The sequence below is a fragment of the Mesorhizobium sp. M0139 genome (assembly GCF_040322455.1).
Classification (GTDB): domain Bacteria; phylum Pseudomonadota; class Alphaproteobacteria; order Rhizobiales; family Rhizobiaceae; genus Mesorhizobium.
On sequence record NZ_JAMYTN010000002.1, the window covers coordinates 279424 to 297099 of the forward strand.

General features: G+C 60.4%; 22 protein-coding genes and 1 pseudogene. 9 read left to right on the top strand and 14 right to left on the bottom strand.

All coding sequences use genetic code 11. The annotated features are described in order from the left end of the window. The first annotated feature begins 276 nt into the window (after positions 1-276). The gene (locus NKJ58_RS03885; protein WP_084566257.1) at positions 277-570 is read left to right on the top strand and encodes a helix-turn-helix domain-containing protein; all 294 of its coding nucleotides are present in this window, start codon (positions 277-279) and stop codon (positions 568-570) included. Positions 571-714: 144 nt separating this feature from the next. Here NKJ58_RS03885 and NKJ58_RS03890 read toward each other — a convergent pair whose 3' ends face one another. Then, the gene (locus NKJ58_RS03890; RefSeq protein WP_352518854.1) at positions 715-1095 is read right to left on the bottom strand and encodes an ATP-binding protein; all 381 of its coding nucleotides are present in this window, start codon (positions 1093-1095) and stop codon (positions 715-717) included. Between the two features lie 803 nt (positions 1096-1898). Continuing rightward, positions 1899-2648, bottom strand: coding sequence for a Crp/Fnr family transcriptional regulator (locus NKJ58_RS03895; protein WP_023708903.1), 750 nt, complete (start codon positions 2646-2648; stop codon positions 1899-1901). A gap of 270 nt (positions 2649-2918) precedes the next feature. Here NKJ58_RS03895 and NKJ58_RS03900 point away from each other — a divergent pair, with 270 nt between their 5' ends. From NKJ58_RS03900 to NKJ58_RS03910, 3 genes are all read left to right on the top strand, one after another. Next, positions 2919-3380: a Ros/MucR family transcriptional regulator gene (locus tag NKJ58_RS03900; RefSeq protein ID WP_352852789.1), complete on the top strand. Its 462-nt coding sequence runs from the start codon at positions 2919-2921 to the stop codon at positions 3378-3380. Between the two features lie 421 nt (positions 3381-3801). Further along, the gene (locus NKJ58_RS03905) at positions 3802-4083 is read left to right on the top strand and encodes a hypothetical protein (protein ID WP_352518856.1); all 282 of its coding nucleotides are present in this window, start codon (positions 3802-3804) and stop codon (positions 4081-4083) included. Between the two features lie 402 nt (positions 4084-4485). Continuing rightward, positions 4486-4851, top strand: coding sequence for a hypothetical protein (locus tag NKJ58_RS03910; protein ID WP_023709722.1), 366 nt, complete (start codon positions 4486-4488; stop codon positions 4849-4851). Here NKJ58_RS03910 and NKJ58_RS03915 read toward each other — a convergent pair. The 3 genes from NKJ58_RS03915 to NKJ58_RS03925 form a co-directional block, all read right to left on the bottom strand. Continuing rightward, complete coding sequence (locus tag NKJ58_RS03915) at positions 4848-5057, bottom strand: hypothetical protein (RefSeq protein ID WP_023708908.1); 210 nt, start codon at positions 5055-5057, stop codon at positions 4848-4850. The genes NKJ58_RS03910 and NKJ58_RS03915 overlap by 4 nt on opposite strands. 411 nt (positions 5058-5468) lie before the next feature. Then, positions 5469-5861, bottom strand: coding sequence for a hypothetical protein (locus NKJ58_RS03920; protein WP_352518857.1), 393 nt, complete (start codon positions 5859-5861; stop codon positions 5469-5471). 36 nt (positions 5862-5897) lie between these two features. Then, on the bottom strand, positions 5898-6395 hold the full coding sequence (locus NKJ58_RS03925; protein ID WP_352650088.1) for a hypothetical protein: 498 nt from the start codon (positions 6393-6395) through the stop codon (positions 5898-5900). Between the two features lie 315 nt (positions 6396-6710). Between NKJ58_RS03925 and NKJ58_RS03930 the strand changes: the two genes are divergently transcribed. From NKJ58_RS03930 to NKJ58_RS03950, 5 genes are all read left to right on the top strand, one after another. After that, a complete protein-coding gene (locus NKJ58_RS03930; protein ID WP_352518859.1) occupies positions 6711-7223 on the top strand; it encodes a DUF4142 domain-containing protein in 513 nt (170 codons plus the stop codon). 188 nt (positions 7224-7411) lie between these two features. Beyond that, on the top strand, positions 7412-7768 hold the full coding sequence (locus tag NKJ58_RS03935; protein ID WP_023743177.1) for a hypothetical protein: 357 nt from the start codon (positions 7412-7414) through the stop codon (positions 7766-7768). A 38-nt stretch (positions 7769-7806) separates the two neighbouring features. Further along, on the top strand, positions 7807-8247 hold the full coding sequence (locus NKJ58_RS03940) for a hypothetical protein (RefSeq protein ID WP_023749387.1): 441 nt from the start codon (positions 7807-7809) through the stop codon (positions 8245-8247). A gap of 195 nt (positions 8248-8442) precedes the next feature. Beyond that, entirely contained in the window at positions 8443-8649 is a 207-nt protein-coding gene (locus NKJ58_RS03945) for a hypothetical protein (protein ID WP_352518860.1), read from the top strand. A 324-nt stretch (positions 8650-8973) separates the two neighbouring features. Then, a complete protein-coding gene (locus NKJ58_RS03950) occupies positions 8974-9189 on the top strand; it encodes a DUF3606 domain-containing protein (protein ID WP_352518861.1) in 216 nt (71 codons plus the stop codon). A gap of 254 nt (positions 9190-9443) precedes the next feature. Here NKJ58_RS03950 and NKJ58_RS03955 read toward each other — a convergent pair whose 3' ends face one another. From NKJ58_RS03955 to NKJ58_RS03995, 9 genes and pseudogenes are all read right to left on the bottom strand, one after another. Next, positions 9444-9644 carry a hypothetical protein gene (locus NKJ58_RS03955; protein ID WP_156929821.1) on the bottom strand — a complete coding sequence of 67 codons (201 nt, stop codon included), beginning with the start codon at positions 9642-9644 and terminating at the stop codon, positions 9444-9446. A 406-nt stretch (positions 9645-10050) separates the two neighbouring features. Then, a pseudogene (locus tag NKJ58_RS03960) lies at positions 10051-10361 on the bottom strand (Rieske 2Fe-2S domain-containing protein). A 27-nt stretch (positions 10362-10388) separates the two neighbouring features. Next, positions 10389-11477, bottom strand: a complete 1089-nt coding sequence (locus tag NKJ58_RS03965) for a fatty acid desaturase family protein (protein WP_502897156.1) — start codon at positions 11475-11477, stop codon at positions 10389-10391. A 124-nt stretch (positions 11478-11601) separates the two neighbouring features. Beyond that, on the bottom strand, positions 11602-12777 hold the full coding sequence (locus NKJ58_RS03970; protein ID WP_352518862.1) for an aldose 1-epimerase family protein: 1176 nt from the start codon (positions 12775-12777) through the stop codon (positions 11602-11604). 10 nt (positions 12778-12787) lie between these two features. Then, on the bottom strand, positions 12788-13570 hold the full coding sequence (locus tag NKJ58_RS03975; protein WP_196814833.1) for an ATP-binding cassette domain-containing protein: 783 nt from the start codon (positions 13568-13570) through the stop codon (positions 12788-12790). Then, a complete protein-coding gene (locus NKJ58_RS03980; protein WP_050586906.1) occupies positions 13567-14571 on the bottom strand; it encodes an ABC transporter permease in 1005 nt (334 codons plus the stop codon). Before NKJ58_RS03980 ends, NKJ58_RS03975 begins: the two co-directional genes overlap by 4 nt. Before the next feature lie 61 nt (positions 14572-14632). After that, positions 14633-15574 carry a sugar ABC transporter substrate-binding protein gene (locus tag NKJ58_RS03985; protein ID WP_023715436.1) on the bottom strand — a complete coding sequence of 314 codons (942 nt, stop codon included), beginning with the start codon at positions 15572-15574 and terminating at the stop codon, positions 14633-14635. Between the two features lie 55 nt (positions 15575-15629). Further along, a complete protein-coding gene (locus NKJ58_RS03990) occupies positions 15630-16544 on the bottom strand; it encodes a sugar phosphate isomerase/epimerase family protein (protein ID WP_352518863.1) in 915 nt (304 codons plus the stop codon). A gap of 26 nt (positions 16545-16570) precedes the next feature. After that, the gene (locus tag NKJ58_RS03995) at positions 16571-17668 is read right to left on the bottom strand and encodes a Gfo/Idh/MocA family protein (RefSeq protein WP_352518864.1); all 1098 of its coding nucleotides are present in this window, start codon (positions 17666-17668) and stop codon (positions 16571-16573) included. Between the last annotated feature and the right edge of the window lie 8 nt (positions 17669-17676).

The following is a 17676-nucleotide window of genomic DNA, read 5'->3' on the forward strand; positions in this document are numbered from 1 at the left end:
ATTCAAACGCTACTCAGCCGGACAAATTCAAATTGCCACTCAGCTGGACAATGAACATGACGAACCCTGAACTCGAGAGGACGCAAGCCCTGGTTGCCCGCTTGGCTGATCTCCAAGCAAGAATGCAGGCAGCACGTCTTGTTGGAGCCGAGGTAACAACCGTCCGAAAGGTTGCAGCTACAATCGATGACGGCTTGCGACAGGCCGGCCTCACACCGTTAGAAATCGCAGAAGGTCAAGAGGAACAGTTTAGCGATACTAAATGTTCGACTGGCTATGGACAGCCGAACCGTACTCTCAGCAGATCAAGTCAGAGCAGCACGAGCCCTATTGAACTGGCCGCGTGTGCGACTTGCCGCCAAGGCCAATCTTAGCGAGATGGTGATCAGCGCTTTTGAGAACGGATACAGGAAACCGCGTCCCCACAACATCGCCGCCATCCGCAAAGCGTTTGAGGATGCCGGAATCGTTTTCACCGTCCAAGGCACTCCATCGCTAACCCGCTCAGAAGGTGATAGCGGCCTAGCCGCCGATAATAGACGGTGGCGCGGCCGGGAGAAAAAAGGATAAAGGGGAAAAGCCCGTGTACCCTCTGCACCCTATCTCTAAAGCGGCCGCTAACCACCCATTATGTCGCTCTACGGGATTGCTTTGGCGGACTGGCCACGTCACTTCCGCGATACCCAATGCAAAGACGATACCGGCAGAGCCTGGTTACTGCTTCTGCACACGCGGCAGAAAAAGATGGACGCTTGTCCCTTCACCAGCTTCGCTCTCGATCCGAATGTGCCCACCGGATTGTTTGACGAAGCCATAAACCTGGCTAAGTCCAAGTCCGGTCCCGCGTCCATCGGGTTTGGTGGTGAAGAACGGCTCGAAGAACTGCGCCAGAATCTCCTTGTTCATGCCGCAACCGGTATCGCGCACGGTCATACGAACGCACGAACCCGACAGTGAATGCACATCGTCGATGTCGTCCGGGACATCGCTAGTCTCGATTGTGAGCGTTCCCACGCCGGCCATGGCGTCCTTGGCGTTCACCGCCAGATTGAGCATGGCGACATCGAGCTGGGTCGACCACCAGAACAGGGCCAAGCGCCGCGTCCAAGTTGCGTTCAATTCTGATTCCACTCCCGAGCGTTCGTCCCAGCAGCATCGAAAGCTGTTCGATCCGTCCGTTCAGATCAGTGCTTTCGGGCGTAAGCGACTGGCGCCGAGAGAACGCAAGCAATTCCTGCGTAAGTGCCCCGCCGTTCTGTGTTCGCCTGAGCAGTTCTTCGATCAGGATGGCTGATTTCGGATCGCCGGGATTTTCGGCGAGTTGCTTTTGCAGGAGCCGCAGGCCCGAGTCGAACGCTGCTATCAGATTGTTGATATCGTGAACTATGCCGGCTGCGAGGCGGCCAATTGCTTCGAGCTTCTGGGATTGACGTCGACGTTCCTCCTGCGCACGCTGCGAGGAAACGTCCCGAAGGCTGGCAAGGAGAGCAGGTGTCCCGTCCCAGTTAACCTCCACGACCCAGACGGCTATACGGATAGTCAACGCCCGTGTGGGCCGGTAAGCATTCGAATGCACTCTGCGCGCAAGTGAACCCCTTGCGCTAACGCTTCGACGCGCCATCAAAGCATTGACCGCGCGGTAAAAGGAGCGTTGCACCAAGTGAGGCCGGGTTCGCTTGGGGCCTGCGTTTGGCCTGGGGCAAGGCGCCCCCGCCTGCCGCATCAAGAAGAAGCAAGCCAGACAGGCTTGGTACCAACCTGCTGATCATTTCCGCCGCGCCACCATGGCAAAACATGTTTGGGGGGCGATCGCACCGCTGATGGTCAGCGAAGGCCAACAAGTGGTCCGGCTACCCTTGGAGCCAATCCGCATTTCTGGCGATTTTCCCCTGGAGCAATCAGTGCATTGACATGAACTCGGCCGTTTTATTGGTCCTTGCTGAGTGCAGGTAATCGTGCCGGAACTCAGCAAGAAAGGCCAGTCCTTCCCAATCATGGATGGTCAATTGGCCATTCACAAGTGATGTAAGGCGCTTCTCCCGAAGAGACTTGAGCGTGCGGTTGATGTGGACTGCCGACAGCCCTGTCGCCTCGCCAAGGTCAGCTTGAGTCACAGCAAAAGCGCAGGTTTGATCAGACGCGAGTCCGGCGTCTTCCATACGTAGCATGATTTCACAGAGAAGGTGGGCCACTCGGCCAAGCGCTTGGCGCTTCCCGACATTGACCACCCATTCGCGGAAAATCGATGCATCAACCAGTGTCGTTCGCCAAAGATTTGCCGCCAGCCTGGGGTGGCGTTCGCAGAGCAGCCGGATAGCCGAGTGATCTATGAAGCCAACACTGCAAGCGCTCACCGTTCGAACGTCGCTATCCAACAGATCGAGGTGCAGGCTCAACAGATCGGGCATGTCGCCAGGCACATGATAAGCAGTGACCTGACGCTTCCCGTCTCCTGTTACCTTCGAGGTGCTGGCTAAGCCAGCCAGGACCATTATGCACCGGGACGGCTGGTCGCCTTCCCGAACCAAGTTCTGGTTTGCGCCAATCGCAACGATCCTTATTCTTACCGCGTCGAGAGCTTGACGCTCACCTGACGTGAGGGTGAAGGCACGATGGAACTTGGCGGTTAATGGGCTTTGATAAAGCATGTCGGCTCTCCGTTTGGGCGGGAGCGCTATGGTCTCTCAGTCATCCGCGGCCAGCAGAACGCGAATGATGCCCGACCTTATATCATAAACACCGGACCGACTTAACCTGTGATAAGTCTGGCACTGCTTCGGATGGTGCTTTCCTCCATCGGCAAACACAGGCTCAACAGGATTGGTGCTTACGAGGGAAGCGGCCCATCATCGGGCCTCGAGTTGCGCAGCTGCGGCAGCAGCTATAATAGATCGTTCTCAAATTCGAGGACTCACACCATGACCGACGCCCCCGACCACGCCCCTGAACTGGTAGAACTCACGGGGGATGTGGTATCGGCGTACGTCAGCAACAATCCCGTGCCGGTCGCGGGTTTGGCGGACCTGATAGCCTCAGTGCACGCGTCGCTGTCTGGGATTGGCCATCGCGTGGCTGCCGCGACCGAAGAACCAGTGCCTGCGGTAAATCCAAAGAAGTCAGTATTTCCCGATTACATCATCTGTCTTGAAGATGGTAAGCGGTTCAAAACCCTTCGGCGACATCTGCGCGTGGATTTCGGTCTCACTCCTGACGCGTATCGAACAAAGTGGAACTTGCCATCCACCTATCCGATGGTCGCTCCCAACTATGCGGCCTCACGGTCTGCCATGGCGAAGTCGATCGGTCTGGGTAGGAAGGCACCGCAGCCCACGGCAACTGTAACGGGCAAGGCAAGGCCGGCGGCTAAGGCTAAAGCGTAGCTTCCGCGATCACACCATTACCACCGCGGCACCAATCGACGATGTATGCATCGCGGCGGACCTGTCCGCTCTTGGCCGGTGCCCACCCAGGTTCCCCAACCCATGGCGCCGGCCATTTGTGGCCCACACCTCAGTTTCGTATTGCTGCCCAAACTCTTCTTGTTGAAGACCGCTTACGACGTTACAATCCCGTTTGGCCTGATTGCTGGGAGGCAACGCCCTGGCTGACATCATTCCAATTCGCAAAGCACGCCCTTGTGTCGAAGTTGGCGAAGCCTGTGGCGAGTGGTTTGTTCGCGTGGTCGAGGAAGACCAGGAACTCACCCGATCATTCAAGCTCGAATCCTATGCTTTGGCCTTTGCAGAAGGCCAAAGGACGCGTCTGCATCTCAACACGTTTTCCCGGCTGTAGAGTAGCGCGATGCAGATGTCCGCAGGGTTACTGGCGAATTTGGGCGATAGCATCGAAGCCATTGCCGCCCACATTGCGACCATGGAAACGCGACAACTGCACCAATTGCTCAAGTCGTTGCCATCGAGATCGGAAATCGCCAGCGCGGAAATGGTGATGGGCATCCTCGTCTATCGCGAGATTGAACTGCGCCGCCGGCGGGGGACGGGCGGCAACGTGTTGCCCTTTCCGGGTCTCGTGACTCCACCTATTCAGCAGCGGCGCCGGACCTGTAAAGGCCGCCGCAATTAAGCAACGGGCCTGAGGGCGGGGTAGCGTCTTGATGCCAAGAAACCCCGCCGCGCGCGCAACAGCGGGTTTTCGTAGGCACGGCTACATCCGAGGAATCGACCGCTTAAGGCAGAATTGCTTGGTTGTCGTCGCGGTTCCATACAATTAGATCAACTGTGCCAGATGAAGACGTAAAAAAACCCGTTGCCAATTACGGCAACGGGCTTGAGCTACCGGGTAGGGTCAGGAAGGCAATATGTAGACCCAACAACACGATGCGCCACGCCTCATGATCGAGGTCTTAACCGAACCGCGACAATTCTAACCATCTTGTCGACGTGTGAATAACTTTGCTGACTCCAGATCATCGGCAGGGAAGACGTGATTTGACCTTGGCGGAACAGCCGCTCACGATGAGACGGCTTGGGAAGGCGCGAGATGCAAGTATGCAAAGACATGATTGTGGTGCCGCCGATCGGCGCACAGTTCGAGACGCCTGAATTCCTCGCCGAGATCAGCGCCCTGCTTGATGAGGCCTATCCCGACTACGATTTCACGATCACCACCATAAGCAAGTTTCGGGATGACAGCTTCGTGTTGATCCCGCTGCTCGGCAGCGTCGGTGGTGAAGGCTCCGTTTTAGCGGCTTACCCGGATATGACGGCAATGCAGGAGATGGGCAATCTCCTGTTCAAGCACATCATCGGCCATCACCATCGCGACATTAGGTGCCGCACGTGGCCCCAATCCGTTCCCGGACCTCCGTCTCACATCTGCCCTGGCGGCTAATCCTTTAGCGCATCCGCGCCGCTATCGTCGTCGCGATGACGTTGACGAAGGCGCTTCAGCAGATCGCGTGAGGCTTGGATCGCCCTGCGCGATTGATCCATGTTCTGGCGAAACGTGGCGCGTTCCTCCATGGACTTCTGCCACTTCAGCAAGGTGGCCGTAGTCGCAGTGGCCGCTTGAGCGATATCTATGGGCGTTGCAACCATCGCATCCTCCCAAAAAGGCAATGGTAAACGCAATCTTTATAGGCCCAACGAAACCCTTTCTTCAATCAAAAACGAACATACGGCACATGGCAAAATGGCTATTCGTCGGGCCGCTCGACGGCGGCTTCGTCGACCTCGGCTTCCATCTCGTCGTTGACGGTCTTGGTCTATCCAAAACCAGCCATCGGCACACCGTCAAAACCCTGCAGCCACCCATGTTCCTGCCAGTAATGGCACCTCACGCTCCTTGCCATCCTTGCACGCTTGGGCGCCGTACATCCAGGCGTAGGTGGCGCGCTCCTGATCTTTCTTAGGCACGGCGATTTGTGTCATCCTCAGCGAACGCCGGCTTGCCCGCTTCACGCTCGACGCCGAGCAGATCGAACTCGTCGTTCGCAAAGCACTTGGCCTTCAGCCAGTTGGTCGACGGTATTTGCTGTCCTTGCGCTTCGACACCTTGCCTTCAAGTCCGGCCTTGTCGAGCAAGTGAAAGATGGTCTTGGCTTCCCCCCGGCAGAGGCTCGCTGAACTGAATACGCCCGCCGGGCGCGATATAGCGCGGCCTCGGTCAGTCAGCCAAGCGGCATCGCGGTGCACGATAGCACCGAGAATCGCCGCGTACACGCTGCCGACTTCCTCTGCGCAGGATATGCCCAGCTTGTCCGCGCGGTCTTCCATCGCTTGCTCGGCCAGGTCGCTGATGCCAAGCGCGATTGTCTGCTGCGGATGGAAGGACGCTGACTGTAAAAGCCCGCCCAACCTTTCGGCGGGCGGGCTTCCACTGTCGGAACTGGAGAGTGTCATGTCGACAGCCCCGACAGGTCGGAAAGGGGTCGCTGGTTAGCGGCGCGAGATCAGCAGGCAGAGCCGGCGCAGGTCACGATCATAGGTGTCTTCGTTGCTAAGCACTTCGACGCAGCGCTTCTTCATCCGAGTGACCTGGGCGTTCGACATATCGCCGACAACGCTAGCCAGATTCGGGTTGCTCGAAGCGGTCGGGTTGCTGGGGTTGGCGGCTGGATTGGTTCCAACGCCGACATTTACGTCGGTACCAACCCCGGTGACGACACCGACATTGGCGCTGCCGGTTCCGATGGAAGCAGTCGCTCCGCCAGTGTCGCCGACGGAGGCTGCGGCATTTGCCCCAGAACCGCCTAGGGACACGCTAGCCGTAGCGCCGCTGTTGCCGCCCACATTAGCGCTGGCGCCTCCGCTGCCGACGGATACCCGCCGACGCCTCCGACATTTAATTCCAGCTGCTGTCGCTGGCATGCAAAGAATTGCGAGAACAGATCCGGCAGTCAGACTGCCCATAAGAATTTCAAAAATTCTTGCCATAGTACGCCTCCTTGTTGCCCTTCAAAGGATGGGACATTTTTGGGCATTTACGGACCCGATAGTGACGCATCGCGACGATGGCCGACGATTTCTTTAGGAGATTTGAATGTCGCACAACGTGCTGCCCACCAAGCCGACGGCCGCGCTGAGCTCCGCGCAGTCACCGGTCTTGGCTACGGCCGGATCTATGATCAAAGCCCTGAGCCGGAGCCATCCGGGGTCCACGCCTGCCGCCCCGTATTTATTGTCACCAAAAGGGGAACAACGGCAGCTCGGCCGTGTTGGGCCAGTTAAGCAATATTGCAGGAGCACCACATGCATTTCGTCAAAGCGCTTTTAGCTGCGATCGCCATCGGTCTCATCAGCCCGGGGGCAATGGCTCAGACCGCGATGACGTCCCCGCAGGAATTTGTCAAAGCAGCTGCGAGCTCAGATATGTTCGAGATCCAGTCGAGTGAATTGGCACTGCGGAAATCGAAGACATCACGAGTGAAGGAATTCGCTCGCATGATGATCAAGGACCACACGACCTCTTCCAAGCGGCTCATTGCGGCGGCAAAGAAGGACGACGTCGCAGTGGCGCCGGAGATGACAAGCAAGCATGCTGCCCAATTGGAAGCGTTGAGCAACGACAGCAGCGGGGCGTTCGATAACGCCTATATCGACACCCAGGTGGCAGCGCACCAGGAAGCCCTGACGCTGATGACCTCCTATGCAGAAAACGGTCAGGCAAAACATCTGGCGGCCCATGCGAAAAAGACCGCGCCGGTGATCCGGCAGCATTTCAAACATGCCCAGCAACTGAGCAAGAGCGGTTCTCAGGGCTGAGTGGATCTGGCCACGACGTTGGTTCTTCGCGGCGCTGTGGAGTCTGTGGCCAACACTGCCTCCGCGCTCAGGGACGCTGCAACCTTTAAGCGGTGGTCGATGCAGGAACTCTAAAGGTGCGTCGCTCAGGTAGTCCGGCGTGCAAGCACCAGCGTCGTCGAAGTTGCCAAACGAACAGGAGACCTGACATGCCAAAGCAAAACGAGACCTCGCATTCGAGACGAAGTGACTTCGCCAATGATGAACCCATTCGCCCGGAGGATGCCGCCGTGTTGGACAGCCCCGTGGGCCACGAAGACAGGCACGGCGCGGAGCCAGGTTTCGTGGGAGCCGACGATGTCGACCAGCCGCTCGGCGCAAGGCCCCGCAGCGAAATTACCGGTCGTCATGATGAAGGGGCAGGCGCCAATGAGACGATGGACGGCTTAAGCGAAACCGAGGAACTGACCCGCAGCTACGCCGAGGACATACCAACCGGTGACAATGATGAGGACGAGGAAGACATCCCTGTCTTCGAAAGAGGCCGAAGCAACACCGACCTCTGAGCGGCGCCAAGTTTGAACCCACGGTGAGGAACATGACAATGAGCACATTCGGACTTCGGATTGTGTCTTTGGGGCTCCGGGCTTTTTTGGGGCTGGGGGCCTCGCTGATTTTGGGCGCCCAGGCATCTGCGCAGACAAGTCAGCCGGCTCAACAATCCGGCGACTCATCGCAAACAGGCAAGCACGATCGTCTGCCGGCGCAAGGATCGTCGCCGACCGCCAAGGATGATGTCGGCGTTGACGTCTCGCTCGGCCGGCCGGAGGTGAAGCAACAGGTTGCAAGACATCTAGGAGTGGCTGAGACCGAGTTGCCACTGGCGGTGCATGTGCCGATCGCGCTCGCTTCGCAAGTCTGCGGGCAAGAGGTATTTACCGCCCGCGCCAATGTAAACCGAAGCTGCACCGCGACGAAGTTCATTCCGGAAATCGCCGAGGCGGCACGCAACCATCCACAAACCTCCGCGGTACCGGAGCAGTAGCATCGAAATGTCCGAACCCGGCGCGACGGTCGCGCCATGCTTACCCTAGGATAGCGCTCCAACCCGGCGTAAATCAGCCCCACCGCCGTCTGTTGGCGGCATGCATGATGGCGTTCGCCGCCGTCTCTTAACCAATGTGAATGCTGTCGCTCCGCAGCCACGCTACGAGATCCTGTCCGAAGCGGAGGCAGGCAGATGCCACTGGATTCCCTGATCGATCAATATGTGAGCAGCCGCAAGCGGCGGGGTCTTTTGTCGACACGGCATGCTCTCGAGGCGTTGAAAGAGGCCCTTCCGGCGCTGTCGATCGGCGAAAGCCATCTTGTCAATATGATCGCCGAGCGAGCGCTCGCCTTTGGCCTCGCCATCCACTTCGATCATTCGGGCGAGAATGCCGGGTAAGACATCCACGAGAGCGTCTGCTGATGCCACAGGACGAGGAACTCGGTGTCGCGTAGTTCCATCTTCATTGCCTGGCGGTCGGGCAAACATTCCGAGGCTGCTCCCACCCGTGTTCTGGGCGGGTGGTGAAAGTCGCCGGAGCGATGCCACGGCGTGCGCCGAGCCCACCCCGGCATTGGACAAGCTCCCCAGCTTTCGCCAGCTGGAGCTTACTTCTACTCACAGCAGCCCTAGCGAGGCTCGATGGGCCTTCGCGTACGGCGGTTTCGGAACTTTTGCTCCAGCGGGCGGTTGGGGCCGGCGAATTGAGGTTGAAAGGAGAAGATGATGACGGACAATAAAACCGAGCGTGATTTTCGCCACAAGAACCGGGTCTCGTCCAACGAACGCAACGAAGTCGAGCATTTTGCCCAGCAGAACGGCATCACGCCTGAGCAGGTGATGGAGCTCATCAAAGCCGCCGGGAATGACCGCGCCTCGTTGACCGCGGCTGCGAAGGAATTGAAATCAGTTTCCCGGGGCGGCTCGCTTACGGCATGAATCCGTCGCTACCGAAGAGGATCATGAACCTTCGAGAGTTTGAGTGTAGCATCATCCTGACGCACACGCGGAGCAGATCGAGCGTGAAAGTGACAATTCTACCCCTGCCCAACATGCGGAAAGCGCTGGAGGTTCGGGGCTGCGCAGATCGGCTATCGTCACCCCGAACCATAATCCACTCGAACGCGAGTCCTGGACGCACGGCGGACCGAGCCTACTTCCTGCCGTCGTTCAACAATAATCCCGCGCCGCAGTCAGCCAGCGAGATCGCCGTCGCCTGCCGGACGCGTGTCGGCTTCCAAACTGACAAACGCACCGCCTTTGTAGCGACGCTTTCCAGCCACGATCAGCTGCGCAGCTTTGCCGCGCTTGCTGCGCACCAATAAATTCCATCTCCTTCCCTCACACTGATCTTGCTCAGCGGTCGTTTTGCCGCTGCGGTAGGCGCTGTCCATCCGCTTCGATCGCGGTGGCGCCCAGTATCAACGCTGCCAGATCAAACCGCACAATCAGCACCTCAAAGCTGATCAGCAGAAGCAGCAGTGAATCAGGACCTCGTCGATCAGAGGCGGAAAGCCCAACTAAGAAAACCGCCGGCGGTGCCGATCTCGAAGAAATTCTAGCCCGCACGGTGAACAGGCTGGGGGCCGCATCGCGATATAGGGTTCAGCACAGCTCCAGCGGTACCGAGACGATCGACCCCTGCCCGCTCGGCGCCCCTCGGCCACGTCAATGACCAGCACGCGCAGCATGGTCAGCTGGCTTAGCCTTCATGGCGCAGATCGGCCACGGTCCGTCTCTTTCGGCTATGAAAACGTCACTCTGCTTTGCTAAACGCGGTGCTGGACCGGTTACCAAGCGTCAGATCTGGAGCATCACCTTGCCGGCCTCGATTCTCACCGGATAGATCGCGAGATTGACGCAGACCCGGCGCGCCTTGGCCTTGGCCGGCCGCAATTGAAGCGGCCAATATGCTTCAAGGCATTCGATGACGTCGTCGATCACCAGCCCTTCGGCCGGATGCGCCTTCTCATGCGTACAATATCCGTCGGTGGCGAAGAACTCGTCATTGGGCGAGCGGCAAACCGCGAAGCTGCGGCCGCGAGGATCGAAGCAGATGACATCCTCTTTCGAGATGTCGTCCACCGCGCACGCTTCATCCAGTCAGCCATCTCCGGCTCCGGCAAAATTCGCTATCGCTATTCAGCGGCCGCCGACATATCCACCTGGTGAAATTCGCTGCGATAGGGTCTGGCTGTCGGCGGCAATTTCCGCTCGAGATAAAAATCCTCATATTTCAGCTGTCGAAGCAGCACCGGCCAGACCTCGCGATAGGCATGCCACATGGACGGGTTCGGCACCGGCAGGTCGTGCTTGATCAGCTCGTGCAGTCTTGGCAGCGCATGATAGGGCACCATCGGGAACATATGGTGTTCGACATGGTAATTCATGTTCCAGTAGATGAAGCGGCTGACCGGGTTCATGTAGACGGTGCGCGTGTTCAGCCGGTGGTCGACGACATTGTCGGCCAGGCCGATATGCTGCAGCAACCCTGTCAGCACCATGTGCCAGCTGCCATAGAGGCGCGGCAGGCCGATCAGCACCAGCGGCAGCAGTGACCACGTGAACAACGCCAGCCCGACTGTCGCCGCATAGATGGCGACATGCCAGCGCGCAGCGATCACCGCCTTGTGCTGCTCCATCTCGGGGATATAGCTCTTCTCTTCATCGGACAGCTTGCCGAACGCCTGGCGCACCAGCGTCGGCAGCGAATAGCGGAAATCGAGAATACCGGTGAAGGCCAGCGCCGCCTTGATCAGATTTGGCGGCCGCATTACCGCGATTTCGGCATCGCGGCCGACGATGATGGTATCGGTGTGATGGCGGGCATGGCTCCAGCGCCATTGCACGGGGTTGCGCATCAGCATGAAGCTTGAGATCTGGTAGACGACATCGTTCATCCAGCGCGTCCGGAACGCGGTGCCGTGGCCGCATTCGTGCCAGCGCGAGTCGCTCGACGAGCCGTAAAGCACGCCATAGACTAACAGGAACGGCACCACCCACCACGTGCCCCAGAACCATACGATGCCGGCGGCCGACACCAGGATCGCCGCGACCCAGATGATCGTGTCGCGGATCGCCGGCCCGTCGGAGCGTTGCATCAACTCCTTGATCGCCTTGCGCGGGACATCGGTGTGATACCATTCGGCCGAAGCCAATCCGGTCTCGATGGCGCGCTTGGTGCTTTCACCGACCAGGCTGTAGTCACGCTTCCTGCTTGCCGTCATCATCATCTCCGCTTTCCTGCCTGCGCTCCGCGAGGGCCGCCTGGGGCCGGCCGGGCCGCGCCTGCTTCCGTATTCCGGCGCACTTCCCGCCCGCCGCGGCATACGATGGTGTGTTTCAAGCCGGTCACACCTGCAGTCTCGCAAAAGCGCCCGACGGCACAGGGTAATCCTGTTGCGGCTGCCGGGCGATCGAAGCTATCCTCGCTTCCGCTTGGGCGATCTGGCCGGCACCGTCGAGCACCCGGAACACGGCGTCATAGGAGCGGCTTTCGCCATGGTCCAGCCAGATCATCTCGCCCCGTTCCCGCGCGGCGAGATTGCCCAGAACATGATGCGTCGAGGGTTCGATTCCCAACGCATATAGGCCGGCCTGGAAGTTCTGCCACTGATACGTGCAGGGCAGCTGATCCTTGCGGGTAACGACCTCGAAGCCGAGGCCCAGGTGGTCATTGACGACGGCCACCGGCACCTCGCCCGCCGCATCGGCGCCAAGCTCGTGCTCCCAGACCTGCTCGCTGAATCCCAGCTGCGGCGCCGGCACGGTTCGGTAGCCGACCTTCTGCGCCTCGTAACGATCGCCGGCGTGCGCCGCCCAGACGACATCCCGGATTGGCGCCAGGTAGCGCGAACCCTCGTCGAGCAAGGGATGGCTGACATTGACGTGATAGAAATACATGTGCGGCGTGCGGCTGAAACCATGATTGACGACGCGGTCCGACAGCCGGATCTCGCTTCCGCCGACATCGGCCTCGATGCGGCGCAGCAAATGGAGATCCTCGCCGAACACGGTTGCCTGCTGGACGATGCCTTCCGCCCACAGCACGCAACGGTCGCCGTCCCAGGCCTCGCCGTAGCCGGTCAGCCGCGCCGGCACGGTGCCGATGCGGCCATGCAGCGAGTGCAACACCCGCTTGCGCCCGGGATAATTGTAGCTTTGGGCCGGCACGTCTTGCCGGCCCAGTATATGATCGAGGCCGCAGGTGACGAGCAGCCCCGAGAACGACCGGCCAAAGGCGAAACCGTCCTCCCCTTCATGCTCGTGCAGTCCGGGGTGGCGAAAGCCACTCGGCGAATGCCAGCCGATCGCCTGGCCCCGGAAGTCGCAATCGGCGATATCGAGCGCCCGGTCGACCAGCGCCGTGAAGCGCAGGCCGGAGCCGGTGCGGAACTCGAGCATCCGGATGCCGCGCTCCACGCCGTCGCCGAGCGTCATCAGCCGCACGCCGGCAAACTGCGACAGCATGCCGGACCGCTCGGCCACCTGCCTTCGCGACAGCGTCTTGCCGTAAAGCTCTACCATGCGACGTCCTTCACTTTGCCCTCGCCTCCTTGAGCAAGGCCGACATGTCGGCGCCGGTGATGATGCTTTCCACCGTCAACAGGTCGGTGTCGGCGACCGTCTGTTCCGCGACGATTTCGCCGCGGCGCATGACGATGATGCGGTCGGCGACCTGGAACACGTGGTGGATGTTGTGGGTGATGAGCAGCACCGAGTGGCCGGCGTCGCGCACCTCCTTGACGAAGCGCAGCACGCCGTGGGTTTCCTCGACTCCAAGATTGTTGGTCGGCTCGTCGAGTATGATCACCTTGGCGGCGAACTGCATGGCGCGCGAGATCGCGATCGATTGCCGCTCACCGCCCGAGAGCGTGCTAACCAGTGCATCGGCATCGAGCTTTTTCGAAATGCCGACCCGCTTCAGCAGCGCCGAGGCGGCGTTGCGAAGCTTGGCGAGGTCGAGGGGCGCGAACACGCCGAGCCAGCCGAAATTGACCGGCTCCCGACCCAAGAAAAGATTGCGCGCGATGCTGAGGTCCGGCGCGAGCGATGTGTCCTGATGGATAGTCTCGATGCCGAGGTCCATCGCGTCGCGCGTCGAGCGGATCGACGCCTTCTCGCCGCGCACGAAGATGTCGCCGTGGTCGGCCGGGAAGACGCCGGAGATCGCTTTGATCAGCGTCGACTTGCCGGCGCCATTGTCGCCAAGCAGGGCAACCACCTCGCCTTCGTTGAGGGTGAACGAGGCGTTCTTCAGCGCACGCACGTTGCCGAAGGACTTTTGCAGGTCTTGCAGACGCAGCACTTCCATCCTCAGCTCCTTGCGGCGTTCTTCTGCAGCAAAGCGTGCAGGATGAGCATGGCGAGGATGATGACGCCGACGAAGATGTTGTATGCCAAGCCCGGCACACCGATCAGCACGATGCCGTTGCGGATGGCGCGCAGCATCAGGGCGCCGACGATGGTGCCGAGGATGGTGCCGCGCCCGCCGGTGAGCGCCGTGCCGCCGACCACCACCATGGCGATCACTTCGAGTTCGTAGCCGGTGCCGGCCACCGGCGAGGCGGCCGAAATCCGGAACGCGCTGATCATGCCGGCCAGCCCGGCCACCACCGAGGTCAGGATGAACAGCCAGATCTTGACCGCGTCGGCCGGCACGCCGCGCGCCACCGCTGCGTTGCGGTTGCTGCCGATGGCGCTGATCCAGTTGCCGAGCTTGGCGTAGCGCAGGATGTAAATCGCCAGCAGCGACAGGCCGATGAACCACCAGAGCGAGGTGTAGAACCGGAACGAGCCTACATTGAAGCTGCCGGCAAGCAGCGTGACGAAGAAGCCGGGCTGGTCCCACGACTTCAGGGGGAATCCCTGCGTGATGTAGAGCGCCGCGCCGCGCACGACGAGCAGCATCGACAGCGTGACCAGGAAGGAGGAAATGCCGATCTTGGTGACGATCAGCCCGTTGATGGCGCCGATCGCGATGCACAGCACAAGCCCGGCCAGGAGGGCGACGCCGATGTCGATACCGCCATTCTGCACCAGCAGCATCACCACGACGGGCGCAAGGCCGAACACGGCGCCGACCGACAGATCGAACTCGCCCGCCGTCAGCAGCAGCGTCATGCCGAGAGCGATGATGCCGAGCTCGGGCAGGAACGCCATCATGTTGGATATGTTGAGCGGCGACAGGAAGTTGCCGTCGGCGATGGCGAATACCACGAGCAGCACGATGAGGATGATGAGCGAGGAGAATTGCGGCGAACGCAGCAGCGCAGACCTGCCCTTCGCTCGCTGCGTGTCGTCGTCTGCTGTGATTGCCATATCTGTCAGGACCATGCGTTTCGTCCGGCGCCCGCCATTTCGGGGCGGGCGCTGATTGTCGTCACTTGTTGTAGAGTTTCAGGATCGGCTCGACGCTCGAGGCGTCGTAGAGGCTGAATGTGTGAATGTCGTAGCCGATCGGCTCGCCAGAGGCCGCAAGCCCGAGCAGCGCCACCGGCATGAAGCCCTGCGCCGACGGGTACTGCCAGGCCGCAGCATTGACTAAGCCGGACTTGACCGCCTCGGCCGTCTCCTTTGAGTTGCCCCAGCCGACGACCGGGACCTTGCCGGCCGACACACCGGCCCCGTCGAAGACGCGTTTGATGCTTGCTGCCACGGAATCGCCGAGTGCAATGATTGCCGGCGGATTGTTGGCGACCATGTAGTCGGTCATCTTGGCGATGATGCCGGCCGGGTCGGTGCCGCAATCGACCACGTCGTACTTGATGCCGAGCGGATCGAAGACGCTGGCGATGCCCTCGGTCTCGAGCTGCTGGTAGCTGGCGCCCGGCACTTCGACCGGCAGGAACACCTTGTCGCCCTGCTTCACCATCTTGTGGTCGACGAGATACTTGGCCCAGATGACGCCCGCTTCCCTGAGGTCGGCCCCGACATAGGCCTGCCGCCCGGTCGCCGGATCATCGGTGTTGAAGAACACGATCGGTATGCCGGCGGCCTTGGCGGCCTTCACCTCCTCCGTCCACAGGCCGGGCTGAGCCGAGGTGGTAGCGATGCCGTCCGGCTTGGCGGCGAGCGCCGAGTTGAAAGCCTCCTTCTGCGCCGCCATGTCGCCGCCGCTGAACGAGATCTTGCAGGTCACCTTGAGCTGGTCACAGGCCTTGGTCGCGCCGGCATTCCAGTCGATCCAGAACGCGTCCGAAGGGCCACCATGCGACAGCAGATAGAAGGTCTTCTGGCCGTCCTGCGCGAATGCCGGCAGGCTCAAGGAGACCCCGGCTACCAGCGTTGCCGCGGCAGCCACTTTCAATGCGAATTTCAACATTCATTCCTCCCTTGGTTGGAGTTGCGCCGCCATGCGCCGGCGGCGCAACCGGCACTCACAGGCCGTTGGCGCGGAACTTCCCGTCGAGAAATGTTTTCGCCCGCGGCACGTCGTCCTCGGTCAGATGCTCGATGATGACGGGGATGTTCGGGTGCTTCTCACTGAGCCGCTGCAGATAGAGATCGTAATTCAGCGATCCCAGCCCGGGCGCCGGCAGCTCGATCTCGCCGACGCCGCGGAACGTGTGGCTCTCCATAGCATCCTCGTCGCCGATGTCGGCATGCTTTTCCGACTTGTCGCTGCCCGAACGCTTGACGTCCTTGGCATGCGCGATCTTGATCTTGTCGGTCAGCGTATCGAACACCTGGTTCAGGATCTGGTCCATCCTGTCGATGTTGTGGGTTTCGAAATAGTTGGTCGGATCCATCAGCAGGCCGAGGCCGGGATGGTCGACCTGCGCGAACATTTTGACCGTCTCCTCGACCGAGCCGACGACATTGTTGACATAGGTTTCGAGCAGGAACACCGCGCCGTGGTCGTAAGCCGTCTGGGCAAGCTCGGCGATCACCTTGCGGCATTCCTCGAATCCTTCCTCGGTCTTGTTCTTGGGATGATGGACCCAGTCGGATTCGGTGTTGTAGGTGCCGGTTTCGGAGATCACGTAAGGCGAGCCGAAGTCGCGGGCGTTGCGGATGATCTCCTTGAGATAGCCGACGCGCTTGTCGCGCTCGGCCTTGTCGGGATGGATGATGTTGGTGTAGCCCGACACGCAGCAGATCGGCAGGTTGTTGTCGCGGAAGACGTCGCGCACCTGCTTGGCCTTGTCCTGGGTGATCTGCCCGGCCGACAGATCGATATCCCTAAAATGCAGGTCGAGCTGCACCGTGTTGAAACCGAGCCCGCGGATCTTCTTTGCCGTCTCTTCGAGGCCGTACGGGAAATAGCCCGTGAAAATACCTGCCTGCATCATGATGTGAATTCCTCCCTGTAAGCGATTCAGTTGGCTGATTTTATCGAGATTTCGGAAAGCTTGACGGTGCGGCCCTCGTCGATCGAGCGATAGCCGGCCTCGACCAGTGCCATCGTCTTGACGTTGTCGGCCACCGATAATGCCGGCGGCGCGCCTGTCTTTACCGCATGCTGCAATTGCTCCATGACGCCGATGAAGGCGTGCGGGAACCACATCGTGTCCCAGCTCGGGCTGACCCATTGGCCGCCGGTCGTCTCGGTCGAGGCATAGGTCAGCGTCGAGGCCACGCCTTTCGGCCAGCCGATCGTGCCTTTGGCGACACCCTTGGTGCCGTCGACGCGCCAGTTGATGTGCTGGTCGTCCAGATAGCCCTCCTGGCGCGGTCCGGACCAGACATCCTCCAGCGACACGGCAAGCATGCCGGAGGGAAAGCGCAGCGTCGAGACGGTGATGCCGTCGCTATGCTCGAATGTAGTGCGCGGGTCCTTGCGTGTCAGCGTGGTGATTTCCGAGGGATCGCCGAACAGGAAGCGCAGCACGTCGAGATGATGCACGCTCATATTGGCGAGCGTCAGCCGGTCGTAGTCCTGAAGGAAGGTCTGCCAGTGCGGGATCGCATGCATGTCGATCTGCGCAAAGACGATGTCGCCCAGCGCGCCGCTGTCGATGATCTGCTTCAGGACGCGCATCGACTGGTCGTAGCGCATGTTCTGGTTGACCGAGAGGATCTTGCCGGACTTGGCGGCTTCGTCGCGCAGTTTCACGGCTTCATCGACCGACAGCGCCAGCGGCTTCTGCGCCAGGATCGCCTTGATGTGAGGCTGCTTCAGCGCATGGCGGATCAGCGCCGGCTGCAGATCGGGCGGAAAGGCAAGGTCGACGATTTCGACCTGCTGATTCTCGATCAGCTGTTCCGGCGTGTCGTGCACGGTCGGGATGTCCCAACGCGTGGCGACCTTCTGCGCATTGGAACGGGTGCGCGAGGCGATCGCCACCACGTTGAACCCCGCTTCGCGATAGGCGGCAAGATGGCATTCGGCCATGATCATGCCGGCGCCGATGCAGCCGATCCGGTATTCGCTGGTGCGGACCTTCACGTCCGGCTCGAAGCCTTCGCTCGCCATGTCTTCCT